14 protein-coding genes and 1 riboswitch are annotated in these 14,627 nt (G+C 52.9%); of the genes, 9 read left to right on the forward strand and 5 right to left on the reverse strand.

Annotated elements, in window-relative coordinates; translation table 11 throughout:
- Positions 1-49: 49 nt before the first annotated feature.
- Together ACI1P2_RS00470 and ACI1P2_RS00475 are read right to left on the reverse strand one after the other, a co-directional pair.
- Positions 50-748, reverse strand: coding sequence for a hypothetical protein (locus ACI1P2_RS00470; RefSeq protein ID WP_355315823.1), 699 nt, complete (start codon positions 746-748; stop codon positions 50-52).
- Positions 749-969: 221 nt separating this feature from the next.
- The gene (locus tag ACI1P2_RS00475; RefSeq protein WP_355315825.1) at positions 970-1,125 is read right to left on the reverse strand and encodes a hypothetical protein; all 156 of its coding nucleotides are present in this window, start codon (positions 1,123-1,125) and stop codon (positions 970-972) included.
- A gap of 180 nt (positions 1,126-1,305) precedes the next feature.
- Between ACI1P2_RS00475 and ACI1P2_RS00480 the strand changes: the two genes are divergently transcribed.
- The 7 genes from ACI1P2_RS00480 (at position 1,306) to ACI1P2_RS00510 (ending at position 6,761) form a co-directional block, all read left to right on the forward strand.
- A complete protein-coding gene (locus ACI1P2_RS00480) occupies positions 1,306-1,734 on the forward strand; it encodes a hypothetical protein (protein ID WP_355315827.1) in 429 nt (142 codons plus the stop codon).
- A 59-nt stretch (positions 1,735-1,793) separates the two neighbouring features.
- Positions 1,794-2,498 carry an AIM24 family protein gene (locus ACI1P2_RS00485; RefSeq protein WP_355315829.1) on the forward strand — a complete coding sequence of 235 codons (705 nt, stop codon included), beginning with the start codon at positions 1,794-1,796 and terminating at the stop codon, positions 2,496-2,498.
- Between the two features lie 92 nt (positions 2,499-2,590).
- A riboswitch (PreQ1 riboswitch) is annotated at positions 2,591-2,629 on the forward strand.
- Positions 2,630-2,763: 134 nt separating this feature from the next.
- Entirely contained in the window at positions 2,764-3,447 is a 684-nt protein-coding gene (queC, locus tag ACI1P2_RS00490) for a 7-cyano-7-deazaguanine synthase QueC (RefSeq protein ID WP_355315830.1), read from the forward strand.
- A complete protein-coding gene (gene queD / locus ACI1P2_RS00495; RefSeq protein ID WP_355315832.1) occupies positions 3,440-3,931 on the forward strand; it encodes a 6-carboxytetrahydropterin synthase QueD in 492 nt (163 codons plus the stop codon). The genes queC and queD overlap by 8 nt, the downstream gene beginning before the upstream one ends.
- On the forward strand, positions 3,924-4,676 hold the full coding sequence (gene queE, locus ACI1P2_RS00500) for a 7-carboxy-7-deazaguanine synthase QueE (RefSeq protein WP_355315833.1): 753 nt from the start codon (positions 3,924-3,926) through the stop codon (positions 4,674-4,676). Before queD ends, queE begins: the two co-directional genes overlap by 8 nt.
- 43 nt (positions 4,677-4,719) lie before the next feature.
- Positions 4,720-5,217, forward strand: coding sequence for a preQ(1) synthase (queF, locus tag ACI1P2_RS00505; RefSeq protein WP_355315835.1), 498 nt, complete (start codon positions 4,720-4,722; stop codon positions 5,215-5,217).
- Positions 5,218-5,492: 275 nt separating this feature from the next.
- On the forward strand, positions 5,493-6,761 hold the full coding sequence (locus tag ACI1P2_RS00510; protein ID WP_355315837.1) for an MFS transporter: 1,269 nt from the start codon (positions 5,493-5,495) through the stop codon (positions 6,759-6,761).
- A 293-nt stretch (positions 6,762-7,054) separates the two neighbouring features.
- On the opposite strand, the gene ACI1P2_RS00515 is transcribed toward ACI1P2_RS00510, so the two are convergent.
- On the reverse strand, positions 7,055-7,891 hold the full coding sequence (locus ACI1P2_RS00515; RefSeq protein WP_355315839.1) for an EcsC family protein: 837 nt from the start codon (positions 7,889-7,891) through the stop codon (positions 7,055-7,057).
- Between the two features lie 217 nt (positions 7,892-8,108).
- Here ACI1P2_RS00515 and ACI1P2_RS00520 point away from each other — a divergent pair, with 217 nt between their 5' ends.
- On the forward strand, positions 8,109-9,878 hold the full coding sequence (locus ACI1P2_RS00520; RefSeq protein ID WP_355315840.1) for an ABC transporter ATP-binding protein: 1,770 nt from the start codon (positions 8,109-8,111) through the stop codon (positions 9,876-9,878).
- The gene (locus tag ACI1P2_RS00525) at positions 9,844-11,655 is read left to right on the forward strand and encodes an ABC transporter ATP-binding protein (RefSeq protein ID WP_355315842.1); all 1,812 of its coding nucleotides are present in this window, start codon (positions 9,844-9,846) and stop codon (positions 11,653-11,655) included. The genes ACI1P2_RS00520 and ACI1P2_RS00525 overlap by 35 nt, the downstream gene beginning before the upstream one ends.
- A 215-nt stretch (positions 11,656-11,870) precedes the next feature.
- Here the strand turns inward: ACI1P2_RS00525 and mmsB are convergent, their stop codons facing one another.
- Both mmsB and mmsA read right to left on the reverse strand, forming a co-directional pair.
- On the reverse strand, positions 11,871-13,034 hold the full coding sequence (gene mmsB / locus ACI1P2_RS00530; protein WP_355315843.1) for a multiple monosaccharide ABC transporter permease: 1,164 nt from the start codon (positions 13,032-13,034) through the stop codon (positions 11,871-11,873).
- Positions 13,035-13,036: 2 nt separating this feature from the next.
- Positions 13,037-14,569: a multiple monosaccharide ABC transporter ATP-binding protein gene (gene mmsA, locus ACI1P2_RS00535; RefSeq protein ID WP_355315845.1), complete on the reverse strand. Its 1,533-nt coding sequence runs from the start codon at positions 14,567-14,569 to the stop codon at positions 13,037-13,039.
- Positions 14,570-14,627 lie beyond the last annotated feature (58 nt).

Raw genomic sequence — 14,627 nt, forward strand, 5'->3', positions numbered from 1 at the left:
GGCATTTCCGTTGCCTTTTTTGGACAAATTTTTACATTGAAATTAAGACTTATGAGCTGTGTTTAATGTTTCTCTCGTAGGTCTCGTCCCATTGTCTCTGTAAGCCTAAAAACATCTCTGCCTCATGCAGATAGTCCAAATCACCTGTTCTTGCAGCCATCAACAACAGCATATCTGCGCGTCTACGCAACATCCAACTACCTTCATCCCTCTTTCCCTTTTCGTAAAAACGAAGGGTTTTCTTTAGCACATAGGATGACTCACTCAATTTCATAAATTTCTCCACTCTGGGATCGGCGGGAAGCCGAAGAAGGCCCAGATGATAGGTAAACTGGATATAGATACGCTCCGAGCGGACCACCACCCTTTTTCCCGTCAGAGGCTTGTGCCAGCTCCATTCCAATGTCGCGACCGGCTGCTTCCCGCTGTTATGCTTGTCGAAGAAAAAAAGAAAAATAGCATGCTTATGCTTGCCGTTAAACATGTGACCGCAATGAAATACGGTTTCTTGCTCATAACCAGCCTGCTTGGGATTGATTTTGGGACCGCTTTTATGTATCACCCTAACTCCGCTCTCCGGTATAATACGCAGCTGCAAGTCGAATCCGACCAGCTTCGGTTTGACAACCGATTTTCTTTTGGGAATCGCGCCGCAGCCCCATTCTACAAGCAAATGCACCTGGTCGGCACCCTTCGCTAGAACCGCCTCCCTGTCCCATGTGTAATTAACGTTGATAGTTGAATTCATTTTCCAAGTCCCCCCCATTCTGTAAATCACCTCTTACGTTAGCAGGAGACCTCGACACTATATTGTCAGGGAACATATGTTTCATGATAAAAATACCTTTTTTTTATACGAAAAGTATACAAATATGTAAGATTATCTTAGCATTGACGAAAAAACTTTCATAAAAACGAAAAAAGCGCCCCGCATAAGCGGGCCGCTTGTACTATAAAAACTGGGCCGTTTTAGGAAAGGGCTGAGGATCGACTCATTTCTCCCTTATTAACCGCTTTCTTTTGAATTGGAGCGTACGTTACGCTGTCGACTACCAGTTTTTCATCAAGAGGTTTTCCGTTGACTGTGATCGTAATGGTTTTGAATGCTTTCTCCGCATTATTCATAGGTTATCTCCTTATACTATAATATTCCATAATGGCATCCGGGATAGAGCATACACTTGTGAAAGGCGGCTTGCTGCGCCACTTTCTTCATATACCCAATTTAAGGTACACTTAAACCATTAAAATAAAACAATTTTCAAAACACACATGCTTAAATGAACGCATAAAGGAGGGGCGTGGATGAAAATCTCCGCCAGGCGCAGGCTGGCGCCATTCATTCTTGCTGCGTCCCTGCTGGCCGGTGTCCAGCTCACCTTCCCGGACAGCGCGCAGGCAAGCTGGAGCGGCATTGTGGAAGAATGGGAGCGGTACTCCAATCTGCCTGAAGAGGTCAATCGGCTGCATGAAAACTACCAGCAGACCCAGGAACAATTAAAGCAGGCCCAGGAAAATCTGAAGTCCTACCGGGAGCAGAACGCTCAACTACTGGAACAAAACCGCAAACTGACCGAAACGGTAACTGAACTGACCCGGCTTCAACAGCGGCGGGAAGCGGCCCTGCACCGGAATAAAATTATCTTCTGGACCTCACTTGGCCTGCTGGTCGGTTATTTTGTTTTCATCAGGCTGATGCGATATATGATGAAACGCAGGTCTGACCGGCTATAAGACTGATGAACATCCGTGCACAGGGAAGAAACAGCACAGTATGAAAGGAAGTGCGGGTTATGAAAGTTACGGGTGGTGAATACCAGGATGGCTCCTCGGGCACAGCGGTGACCTTTACTCTGGAGGACAGGGAGCTCGTTCACGTCCTGCATCCGCAGCAGATTATTGCTTACCGCGGTCCAAGCAGCGGCCGTTCCGACAAGCTGATGAATATCAAGGGAATTTATCGCAAACGGAAGCTGATTCAGGGCGATTTTTCAGGACCCTGCCGCTTCACCGCGGCGCTTCCCCCCGGCTTCTCTCTCAAAATGGTCACTCTGGAGGACGGAAGCGACCTGCTGTATGATTTCAAGCACCTCTTTTGCTACTCAAGCGGAATCCGCATGAAGACCAAGGTGCTGAGCATGAAAAATATGCTGTTCACCCGCGATGCCGTTAAAATCAAATTTGCAGGAAGCGGGCAAATCGGCTTATTGACCCAGGGTGTGGTCTGTCAGGAAGTGCTGCACCCAACGGAGCCGCTGTATATCGACGCCCGCAGCGTCATCGCCTATCCTGAGAACGCCAGCTTGGAGCTGACCGTATATGGCAACAATCTGGCGAGTCAGCATATGAACTACCATTTTAAAATGACCGGCAGAGGCACGGTGCTGTTTCAGGCAGGTGAATATAACCGGCGGCTGGCGCAGGATCTGGACGACGAAGGCGTGATCAAACGCTTTTTGCGGGAGGCGCTTCCGTTTGGCGGTGTTTTCATAAAATAGAACAAATCCCGCATTCATGTTATAATAGCCCCTGTGCCCTTTTGGACCAGAATCCGTAGGGACCCATAACTGAAGAGAATCCATGCGCCTGCATGGGAGAGGTTCGCGAACTCCCTCTATAAAAAACTAAGGTTGCTTTGCCCCGGATGGTGCGCCATTTCCGGCAAGGCCTGTTTTTTGTTGGATGTCAGTTCAAGAACTCTCTTTCTTCCCCGATGCAGAGCCGGCGGCTCTGTACAATTTTAAGAAGATGGAGGGTTTTTTTATGCTTAAAAATGAAAAAGCTGTTGTCGTTTTCAGCGGCGGCCAGGACAGCACGACCTGCCTGTTCTGGGCAAAGGAGCAATTTGCCGAGGTTGAGGCCGTGACGTTTGATTACGGCCAGCGCCACAAGCTGGAAATTGAGGTGGCGGCCGGCATAGCCCGCGATTTGGGTATTCCCCAAACCGTGCTCGACATGAGCCTGCTGAACCAGTTGGCCCCGAACGCCCTTACACGGAGCGATATCGGGATTACCCAGAATGAGGGAGAACTGCCAAGCACTTTTGTGGATGGACGCAATCTGCTATTCCTCAGCTTTGCCGCCATTCTGGCCAAACAAAAGGGCGCCCGCCACTTGATTACTGGCGTCTGCGAGACCGATTTCAGCGGTTACCCCGACTGCCGGGATGTATTCATCAAATCGCTGAATGTAACGCTGAATTTGTCGATGGATTATCAGTTTGTCATTCACACCCCGCTGATGTGGCTGAACAAGGCGGAAACATGGCGGATGGCCGATGAGCTGGGGGCCTTTGATTTTGTCAGATCCCGCACGCTCACCTGTTATAACGGCATTCAGGGGGACGGCTGCGGCGAATGCCCGGCCTGCAAGCTGCGCAGAGCCGGTCTGGAGCAGTACCTGGCCGAACGGGGCACTGCCGGCAAGGGAGGCTCCGCTCATGCGTGAGCCAGGCACCTTTCGTATTGTCGATAGGCTGCAAAAGTTCGGTGAGGATATCTTGCCAGAGCAGCTTCGCTATCACCGTAAACGGGTGATGGTCAGCAAAGAATTCACCTTTGATGCCGCCCATCATTTACACGGCTATGAAGGCAAATGCAAAAATCTGCACGGCCATACCTACAAGGTTGTGTTTGGGGTAAGCGGATATCCCGGTGATACGGGGCTTGTGGTTGATTTTGCAGACCTTAAAAGCATCTGGAAGGAACGGATTGAAATCCATCTCGACCACCAGTATTTGAACGAGACGCTGCCTCCGATGAACACGACGGCGGAAAATATGGTCGTGTGGCTGTTTGAACAGATGGACACCGCCCTTTCCTCTCCCGAATACAGGAAGCGCGTGCAGGGCGGTCGCACCGAGTTCGTGCGGCTGTATGAAACGCCGACCAGCTACGCGGAAGCGAGACGGGAGTGGATGCTGGATGAGTAGCAGTATACCTAATACAGCTGCAGCCATCCCAGTGCTGGAGATATTCGGACCTACCGTCCAGGGCGAAGGCATGGTCATCGGACGCAAAACGATGTTCGTCCGGACCGCAGGCTGCGATTACCGCTGCTCCTGGTGCGATTCCGCCTTTACTTGGGACGGCAGCGCTAAGGACCAGATTCGCCGCCTGAGCGCGGAAGACATCTGGCAGGAGCTGCAAGACCTTGGTGGCAGCCGTTTCTCGCATGTGACCATTTCCGGAGGCAATCCGGCCCTGCTGCCGCAGCTCGCCGCATTGGTGGAACTGCTGCGCGGCCAGGGCATCACTACCGCCGTAGAGACACAGGGATCACGCTGGCAGGATTGGCTGCTTGATATCGATGAAGTCACCATTTCCCCCAAACCGCCCAGCTCCGGCATGAACACCGACTGGGATGTGCTGGACGAAATGGTACACCGGCTTTCCGTGCGCCCGCATCCGTATGCCGTCAGCCTGAAGGTTGTTATTTTTGACGAAACCGACCTGGAATACGCCCGCTCTGTTCATGAGCGTTATCCGGATCAGGAGCTGTACTTACAGACAGGTAATCCCGATGTGCATTCCCTTGATACGGAAGGCCAGGCCGCTTCGCTGCTAGTCCGCTATGAATGGCTGATTAACCGGGTCATGGAGGATGACAAATTGAACGACGTGCGCGTGCTTCCACAGCTGCACACCTTGGTCTGGGGCAATAAAAGAGGCGTTTAACGGTGTAGAACAGTATAGAATATTTTTATAAAGGAGATTAATCATGGCAGGCAGAGAACGAGAGGAAATGCAGGATATTACGCTTCTTGGCAATCAGGGGACCAAATACAAGTTCGAATACGATCCGGAGATTCTGGAAAGCTTCGATAACAAGCATCCTTACCGCGATTATTTTGTGAAATTCAACTGTCCTGAGTTTACAAGCCTGTGCCCGATTACGGGGCAGCCGGATTTTGCGACCATCTATATCAGCTATATTCCGGATATCAAAATGGTGGAGAGCAAATCGCTGAAGCTGTATCTGTTTAGCTTCCGCAATCACGGCGATTTTCACGAGGATTGTGTCAATATCATCATGAACGATCTGATCAAGCTGATGGATCCCCGCTATATTGAGGTATGGGGTAAATTCACGCCGCGCGGCGGCATTTCCATCGATCCGTATTGCAACTACGGGCGTCCAGGCACCAAGTATGAGGAAATGGCACAACAGCGGCTGTTCAATCACGATCTGTATCCGGAAAAGGTCGACAACCGATAATTTGCTTGGAGGCGGGCATCACCCGCCTCCTTATTTATTTTAAGATTATAGAATTTTTAAATTTTCAGCGGAGCTGAACAATTCTATAATCGCAAGAAAAACTTCCGCTAAAAGCGGTCTGTCTTCTGTGAATGCACGTCGATAGACGTTTTTCTTACAGCATATAAGTTATTCCAAATTGTGTAAATGGGGGTTGCCGGGATGGCAGCACTGCGTTATCTTAAAAAATATACATATCAGCGCTGCTGAAGACGCTGTTACAACCGGAGGTACTCATGTCAATGAAAACTGCTGTCAAAAGCGCTGGCAGCCCGCTGCCCATTTCCGGCCAGAAACCGCAGGCCACAGTATTCGCCATTTTGCTGGCCATCAGCCTTGTGCATCTCTTTAACGACACCATTCAATCGGTGATCCCGGCGATCTTCCCGATTTTGATGGATTCGATGAAGCTCACTTACACCCAGCTCGGCTGGATTTCCTTTGCCATTAATTTTACGGCTTCCATCATGCAGCCCGTCGTCGGCTTCTTCTCGGATAAAAGGCCCACCCCTTCTCTGCTGCCGATCGGCATGGGCTTTACCTTGACGGGTATGCTGCTCCTTGCTTTTGCGCAGGATTACGCAGCCGTGCTGCTCGCGGTTGTCTTCGTCGGACTTGGGTCCGCCGCCTTTCACCCTGAAGGCTCACGTGTCTCCCATATGGCTGCCGGGCCACGTCGGGGTCTCGCCCAGTCCATCTTTCAGGTCGGTGGCAATGCCGGCCAGTCGCTCGCCCCGCTGCTGACGAGCCTTGTGTTTGTTCCTTTGGGCCAGTTCGGGGCCATCTGGTTCACCGTGGTTGCTGGTGCGGGCATTCTCGTACAGCTATTCATCGCCCGCTGGTATGGACGGATGCTGCAGACAGATCTGTACCAACGCAAAAAGAACGCACAGTCACACAAGCTCAAAGCGGACGTTAAAAACCGCATCCTGTTCGCATTGGTCGTTCTCATCGTGATTGTGTTCGTACGTTCATGGTATAACGCTTCTATCGGCAGCTATTATTCATTTTATATGATCCAGGTGTTCCATTTGCCGCTGGAAAAGGCCATGATTTACATTTTCCTGTTTCTCGGCGCAGGTGCGGTCGGCACCTTCCTGGGCGGTCCGCTGGCAGACCGCTTCGGTAAGCGCAACATGATCTTTCTGTCGATGGTGCTCGCCGCGCCGCTGGCCCTGCTGCTGCCGTATGCCAATCTGTTCTGGACCGGTGTGCTGCTTGCATTAATTGGCTTCATCATGCTGTCCAGCTTCTCGGTAACGGTCGTATATGCCCAAATGCTCGTTCCGGGCAAGATCGGCACCATTTCCGGCCTGATTACAGGGCTTGCCTTCGGCCTTGGCGGCGTCGGCGCGCTTGTTCTCGGGAACTGGATTGACAAGGCGGGCATTGAGCATGTCATGATGCTGTGCGGCTTCCTGCCCCTGCTCGGCGTGTTAAGCTTCCTGCTTCCATCCGACAAGCAGCTGAACCGCTGGGCCGAAGAAAATGGAGCTGAAGTATAAGAGCAAACCATTCTCCTGGAGCTCTTCCTTTGCGTGTTGAGAGACGCTCCGGGAACGAACCATTCCTACAATCGCTGTTGCCCCCGAATTTCTAATGATTTTTTTAGAGGTAGAAATTCGGGGGCAAAGGCGAACGCTCCGCTTTTCCGGAATTGCTTCGTCCCCTCCGCTGTTGCGTGCATAACTTCTACGAAAAGAACCAAAAGAAATCGCAGTAAACCTTGCGTTTCCTGCTTTTGCAACAAGGCCAAGAACAGAGGCAGCTTTTCTCTGTTCTTGGCCTTTTGTATTGATTAAGAACCCGCTGCTTCCTCCTCCGCAAGCCTCTGCAAAATGCGGCGCTTTTTGTACAGCATTTTGCCTGCCTCCGCCACATCACCAATGGCGCTGCGGTTAATGAGCGAGCCGAACAGCATGCCGGCAACAGGCACGAGCTGGAACAGCTTTTTCCAGCCGAAGTTATCCATATAGCTGGTTACAACCTCCCGCCAGCCTTGAATTTGCGCAGCAATCTGATCTTCGCCGTCCCGTGGCTCGTCGTAGCGGGCCAGTTCCTCCAGCACTGCCTTCTTGCCGACGATGTCGGAGGATGCAAACTGGAGGCATTTGATGATGAACACACGCTCGCGCTTGTCTTTTGGGTCGAAGCCATAGCAAATGGCCGTCTCCTGCAGCACCTTCAGCGACAATCCGAGCACAAGCGGAATATCTGCGGCTAATGTAAAAATACCCCCGATGCCCGTAGTCGCTCCCTGTGCCGTGGCAAAGGTGATCCGTCCGGAAGCGAGCTCGTCTGCGGTCTGGTCCATGACAGCTATCGGAAGCCCGGAGACCTGTTCCAGCGTCAGCGGCTCTTCCTTCTTGGCGGCCTTCTGCACCTGCTTAAGGACCGTGTTCTCGCTAACAAGATACTGGCCGCCGCTCTGCACGAAGCTGCCCAGCTCATTCAATGCGGCGCCGATTTTGTCCTTGATTGCCTTGGGCGTAATTTTATCCAGCAGCATAAAAGGAATGCGGCCGATTTTTTCCCAAAAGAACACATCCTTCTGCTCCTTCTCCCACCGCTCAATTTTCCTGATTTCGTCCTGCAGATATTCCCGGCTTTCCGGTACCCTGGTCTGCTGCTCCATAATCTTGCCCCTCTTTCAGAGATGTAATCTATTCTAGTTATTACGCACATAACATGGAAAAGGAAACAGTCCACCGTTGACAAGTCCGTTCTTTTTCGCAAGAATATGTAAAGGTATACAGAACGGAAAATATTCGCTTGACAGGGCACGGCGCGTCAGAAGAAGCGCCTGCCCTTTTCTTGCCTGACGGTTCATCCGTCCGAAAGGAGCGAGCCCTTTGAACGATAAGGAACTATTAAAGGATTATGTCAGGAAGCATTGGGCGGTATACATGGTCGCTGTTCTGCTCATCATCGCCTCCAATATCGATCAGGCCCTGCTTCCGCTGCTGCTTGGACGGTTTACCGACCTTCTTCAGCAGGAACTGCTCACCATGCAGGATGTGATCCGCTACAGTCTGCTGCTGGTCGCCGTTGCCGTATCCTACAATGTGCTGTTTGCGCTGGGGCAGTACACCATTATGAAACTGGGCAGACGGTTTGAATTTTTCACACGTGACAAGCTGTTTGGCAAATTTTCCGAGCTTGGTGTGCAGTATTATGCCAAGCAGGGCAACGGCAAGCTGCTCAGTTATGTCATGAATGACGTGACCTATGTGCGGGAGGCCATCTCAAACGGGATCACCCAGACGACAAACGCCGTTTTCTTACTGCTCTCCTGTGTCGTGATGATGCTGGTGAGCGGGATACCTCCCCTGCTGATCTGCATCAGCGCGGGTCCGCTGCTTCTGATCCCTTTTCTCGTCGTCTATTTCGGTCCGCGCATCCGCAAGCGGTCTAGCCGGGTGCAGGAATCCATTGCGGCCATGACGGAGGCGGCCGAGGAGCAGCTTGGCGGGATTCGGGTCTCCAAAACGTTCGCCGTCGAAGACATCGCGCGCGCGCGTTTCGGAGCCAAGGTGGACGACATTACGGAGAAACAGCTGAAGCTTGTGCGGATGTCCTCCCTGTTTCAGGCCTTGCTTCCGTTTCTGGGCTCCGTCTCGCTCGTCATTTCGCTGCTGATTGGCGGCATTATGGTCATGCACGGCAGCGTTACACTTGGCAGCTTCGTGGCCCTTACTTTGTATGTGCGCATCATTGCGGGACCGCTGCAGCAGATCGGCAACGTCATTAATATGATGCAGCGCTCAGGCGCCTCTCTGGAAAGGGTGAACAGGCTGATGGCGGAAATTCCCGACGTCAGCGACCGCGATCAAGCCACGGCTCTTTCTTCCGTCCACGATATTGCGCTGCGCGGGTTGACCTTCAAATATCCTGGCAGCAGCCAGCCGGCACTTAAGGATCTGAACCTGCTGATCCGCGAGGGGCAGACTCTCGGCATTGTCGGCAGGACCGGCAGCGGAAAGAGCACGCTTATCCATTTGCTGCTGCGCATTTACGACCCGCCTGAGGGAAGCGTATGGATCAATGGCAGGGATATTCATGCGTACACGCTTGACAGCCTCCGCTCTTCCATTGCTTATGTGCCGCAGGACGGCTTCTTGTTCAGCACCACGATCCGCGACAACATCGCGTTCAGTGATCGCTCCGCGACAATGGACCATATCGAGGAAGGGGCCAGACAGGCCATGATTTATGACAACATCATCCGCTTTCCCGACCGCTTCGAGACACGGCTTGGCGAACGCGGCGTCACCTTGTCCGGCGGGCAGCGGCAGCGTACGAGCCTCGCTCGCGGCCTGATCAAGAATTCATCGCTGCTTATTCTGGATGACAGCATGAGCGCCGTAGATGCCGTAACGGAGAAGGGCATTCTCGCAAGCCTGCGCAAAATGCGCAAAGGAAAGACAACGCTGATCGTCTCGCACCGCATCAGTGCGGTCATGCATGCGGATCATATTATCGTGCTTGAGGAAGGAAGATTGGCGGAATCCGGTACACATGCCGAGCTGCTTGCGCGGCAGGGGATTTACGCAGCCATGCATAAACTGCAGGAGGAGGGATTACAGGATGCAGCAGACCAGTACCGTGTCAACAGGTCATGAACCCGGGAGACCGGCGGACGGCAGAGCGAGTGCGTTTCGCGCCATTTTAGGATACGCCCGCCCTCATGCCTGGACCTTCACAGCCATCGCGCTGTGCTCGCTGCTTGGAATTTCCGCCGACCTCCTGCAGCCGTATCTCGTAAAAATTGTCATTGATGATCATCTGGCAGTCGGCCGCAATGATATTGGCTTTCTTGTCAGCATCAGCCTTGTATATTTTGCTCTGGCTACCGTCAGCTTCGCTTTCACTTATTTGCAGAACAATTTGCTGCAGTATGCAGGGCAAAGCATTGTGGCCCGTATCCGCAAGGATCTGTTCGGCCATATTTCCCGCTTGTCCATATCCTTCTTCGACAGGTTTCATATCGGCAGTCTCGTAACCAATGTCTCCAGTGACACGGAGACGATCAGCCAGTTCTTCACCCAGGTGCTGCTCAGTCTTATCCGTGACGGCATGATGCTGGTGCTTATTATTTATTTTATGTTCAGGCTGGACCCTATGCTGGCCTGGTACGCGCTGCTGATCCTGCCCGTCGTCGGTATTATCGCCGTCTCCTTCCGCACCTACCTGCGGAGAACCTATCAGCAGGCCCGCAGCCGCTTATCCCGCCTGATCGCCTTCACGGCCGAGAATCTGGCAGGCATGTTCCTGATTCAGGCCTTCCGGCAGGAGAAGGAGCAAATCCGGCGTTTTGACGAGCAGAACCGGGATTATCTGGCTGCCAACATTAAGCAAGTCCGGTCGAACGTACTGTTTAACAGAACGTTTGACATCCTCGGCAACGCCGCACTGGCGCTCATCGTCTGGCTTGGCGGCAAAGCCGTGCTGGACGGCGCCATTCAATTCGGCGTGCTGTACGCATTTATCAGCTATATCCGGCAGTTCTTCCAGCCGATTAACCAGATTACCTCGCAATGGAACACGCTTCAGTCCACAACCGTCTCCATGGAGCGAATCTGGCGGATACTATCGGCAGAGCCGGAGGTCCGCGATCCCCGTCCGGAGAAGACTGCCCTTCTACAGCCGGAGGATGTGAAGGGACGGATCGATTTTGAAGATGTCAGCTTCGGCTATAATCCTGACGTGCCGGTCATTGCCCATCTGAACCTGCACATCGCGCCCGGACAAATGATTGGCGTCGTAGGCGCAACAGGAGCCGGCAAGAGCACATTAATCAGCCTGCTCAACCGCTTCTATGACGTACCTCAGGGCCGCATCCGGATCGACGGCTGCGATATCCGCAGTATCCCGCAGGAGCTCCTGCACCGAATGGTCGGCCTGATCCAGCAGGAGCCGTTCCTGTTCTCCGGCTCCATCATCGACAATGTACGGCTGTTCCGGCAGGACATTTCCCGCGAGCAGGCCATGGAAGCCTGCCGCTTCGTAGGAGCCCACCCGATGATCGAGCGCCTCCCGGAAGGCTATGATACCCTGCTGTCCGAACGCGGAAGTGGACTGTCCGCCGGGGAACGGCAGCTGATCTCCTTTGCCCGGATCGTCGTCTTTGAACCGAAAATACTTATTCTGGACGAGGCGACCGCCAATCTGGATTCTCATACCGAGCAGTTGGTGCAGCAGGCTCTGCAGACGGTTTCCGCAGGACGCACCACGATCGTCATCGCCCATCGCCTGTCCACGGTCATGCATGCAGACAGCATCATCGCCATGAAGGACGGGCAGATCGCCGAGCAGGGCACGCATGAAACATTGATGGCCCTGGACGGATATTATGCGGACCTGTACCGTCACGCCAAGGAAGCTGGCAACGCAGAGTAGCATAAAGCTTTTTTACCAGAACAGGAAAAGTAAGAATGAAAACAGCTCCTTAATTGTGTACAATCCAGTTACATTCATAAGCTCATCGTCAAATAAGCCAGAATACAACAAACGGCAAGCCCGCTCTCCCCAAGGAGTGCGGACTTGCCGTTTTTTTCACCTTACACCAGTTGCCATGCCTGACAGAGCTGGAGATTATGAAGCAAGCGGAAAGACTATACAGACCTTTTATTCTTGTTGTAAATATCAAATGCCACAGCCAACAGCAGCACAAGCCCTTTAATCCCCTGCTGCCAGTCGATGCCGAGACCGATCAGTGACATCCCGTTGTTCAGCACACCCATAACCAGACCGCCGATGATGGCGCCGAACACGGTACCGATCCCGCCCGAGGCCGAAGCGCCGCCAATGAAGCATGCCGCGATGGTATCAAGCTCAAAGTTGGTGCCTGCCCGCGGCGTCGCCGCATTCAGACGGGCCGCGAAGATCAGACCGGAGACGGCGGACAGGACGCCCATGTTCACAAACACCCAGAAGGTGACTTTTTTCGTTTTGACACCGGATAAACCTGCCGCTTTTTCACTGCCGCCGAGGGCATAAATATGACGTCCCATAATCGTCCGGTTCATCACGAAGGAGTACACCACAATCAGGATAAAGAGTAATACAAGGATATTCGGAATTCCTGAATAGCTGGCAAGTACAATGGTAAATGCGTTGATGATCGCGGCCACAACCACCAGCTTCAGAATGAACAGCCCTTGCGGGGACAGCTCAAACCCGTACTTGCTCTGCGTCTTGCGGTCGCGCAACTCGTTGATGATATACCAGATCGTCAGCACGATCCCGGCCAGTATGGCTACCATGTTCATTCCCGAGCCGCCGAAGCCTGGAATAAAGCCTGAGCTGATCTTCTGGAATCCTTCCGGGAAAGGAGAGATGGACTGCCCTTCCAGCACGATCATCGTCAATCCACGGAACAGCAGCATGCCGGCCAGTGTTACGATAAAGGCGGGAATCCGCACATAGGCGACCCAGAAGCCCTGCCATGCGCCGATCAGCCCCCCGACGATCAACGATGCGATGACAGCAAGCCATGGCGGAAGCTGCATATCCACCATCATGATGGCCGAAAATGCACCTACAAAAGCGGCAATGGACCCGACGGACAGATCGATATGCCCTGTAATGATGACAAGCACCATGCCGATGGCCAGCACGAGTATATAGCTGTTTTGCAAAATCAGGTTCGTAATATTGATCGGCTGCAGCAGCAGCCCGCCAGTAAGGATTTCAAACAGGAGCATAATGACGACAAGCGCGATAATCATGCCGTACTGGCGGATATTGCCTTTGAACATTTTCGATATGGTTTCCATGCTTATACCCCTCCCGACTTGGTCATATATCTCATCAATACTTCCTGCGACGCCTCTTCCCGGCTGACTTCGCCGGTGATTCGTCCGGCGTTCATGACATAGATCCGGTCGGACAAGCCCAGCACCTCGGGAAGCTCCGAGGAGATGACCAGCACCCCTTTGCCCTCGGCGGCCAGCTTGTGAATGATCGTGTAAATTTCAAATTTGGCCCCGACGTCAATGCCTCTTGTCGGCTCATCCAGAATGAGAATATCCGGATCGGCGAAAATCCATTTGCCCAGCACGACCTTCTGCTGGTTGCCGCCGCTGAGATTGCCCGTTTTCTGCAAAATGCTCGGCGCCTTGATGTTCATTCTTTTGCGCATATCCTCGGCCACAAGTACCTCTTCACGCTCATTAACGACCAGACCATTTGTAAGCTTGGCAAGCCCGGTCAGAGAGATATTGCGCTTGATATCATCCATCAGAACCAGCCCGTACTCCTTCCGGTCCTCCGTCACGTAGGCAAAACCGTTGGCGATGGCCTCGTTAATCGTATGGTTGCGGATCTCCTTACCATCCTTCAGGAGCGTGCCGCTGATGTTCCTGCCGTACGATTTGCCGAAAATGCTCATGGCCAGCTCTGTGCGCCCGGCCCCCATCAACCCCGCTATCCCGACGATTTCACCTTTACGGATGTTCATGTTTACCCTGTCCAGCACCTTGCGGTCCGCATGATGCTCGTGGTACACCGTCCAATCCTTGATCTCAAGGATCACATCCCCGATCTTCGGGTCGCGTTCAGGGTAACGGTGCGTCAGGTCACGGCCTACCATGCCGCTGATGATCCGGTCTTCGGTCACCTCATCCTGCTTCATGTCCATCGTCTCGATCGTTTTGCCGTCGCGCAGAATCGTGATGGAATCGGACACCTTAGCCACCTCGTTCAGCTTGTGCGAAATCAGAATGCAGGAGATGCCCTGCTTTTTGAATTCAAGCATCAGATTCAGCAGATTTTCACTGTCGTCTTCATTCAGGGCGGCCGTCGGCTCATCCAAAATCAGAAGCTTTACCCTTTTGGACAGCGCTTTCGCAATTTCCACCAGCTGCTGCTTGCCAACACCGATATTGGTGACCAGTGCATTCGGATTCTCATTCAGTCCGACCTTGGCCAGTAGCTCCCTTGTACGGACCTGTGTCTCATGCCAATTGATAATGCCGCGGCTGGCACGTTCATTGCCGAGAAAGATATTCTCCGCAATCGACAGGTATGGAATCAATGCCAGCTCCTGATGGATGATGACGATGCCAAGCTCTTCGCTGTCCTTGATATTTTTGAATTCGCATACCTTGCCCTCGAACAGGATATCGCCTTCATACGTTCCGTGGGGATACACGCCGCTCAGCACCTTCATCAGCGTGGATTTGCCCGCTCCGTTCTCTCCGCAGAGGGAATGAATTTCCCCCGCTTTGACCTTCAGATTGACATTCTCCAGCGCTTTCACGCCGGGAAAGGTCTTCGTAATATTTCTCATTTCCAGAATCGTTCCGGACATTCCGTATCGCTCCCTTCATGAAACCAAAAGTACTGCTCCGTTTAACCGTTTCCCGGCC

Origin of the sequence: Paenibacillus jiangxiensis, from assembly GCF_046098255.1 — a bacterium.
GTDB lineage: Bacteria > Bacillota > Bacilli > Paenibacillales > Paenibacillaceae > Paenibacillus > Paenibacillus jiagnxiensis.